The sequence below is a fragment of the Pseudomonas sp. SDO524_S393 genome, from assembly GCF_054071875.1.
The window spans coordinates 1-588 of the sequence record NZ_JBSVVZ010000160.1; the positions used below are offsets into that span (position 1 = coordinate 1).

Consider the following 588-nt stretch of genomic DNA (forward strand, 5'->3'; position numbering starts at 1 on the left):
TATGGTGCTGCACCAGCACCAACACATGCTCGTCTTCGGCCAGGCGCAACAGGCTGACGCGCATCAGCGGGCCCTGGCGCAGATCGAACGGCTGAGTGATCTGTGCCTCGACCTGAGCCTTCAAGTGGGCTTCGCTGGCATCAAACGACACCACCTCGATACGCGCCCGGGCACTGATCACCTGGACGGTGCGGTCGCCGTCCTGTTGCAGATGGGTGCGCAGGCTTTCGTGGCGCGCCAGCAAGGTGTCGAAGGCGCGCTGCAAGGCGTCGCGGTCCAGCGCGCCCTTGAGGCGCAAGGCGCTGGGGATATGGTAAGCGGCGCTGTGCGGGTCCAATTGCCAGAGGAACCACTGGCGCTCCTGGGCATAGGACAGCACCAACGGCTGGCCGCGCTCGACACGCTCGATGCGGCTGTGTTCAAGGCGTGCACCGCTCAATGCCTGCACGAATGCCCCGAGCACCGGCTGATCGAACAGGGCCTTCAAGCCCACATCGAGCCCCAGGCCGTGGCGGGTGCGCGAGATGACCTGGGTGGCCAACAGCGAGTGCCCGCCCAGTTCGAAGAAGTTGTCGTCAAGGCCGACGC

At 65.6% G+C, this 588-nt stretch carries 1 protein-coding gene; it reads right to left on the reverse strand.

Features of this window, described 5'->3' with window-relative positions:
* Positions 1 to 588 (reverse strand): condensation domain-containing protein (locus ACW9IB_RS29475; RefSeq protein WP_457416843.1); only part of this gene is annotated, 588 nt, incomplete at both ends.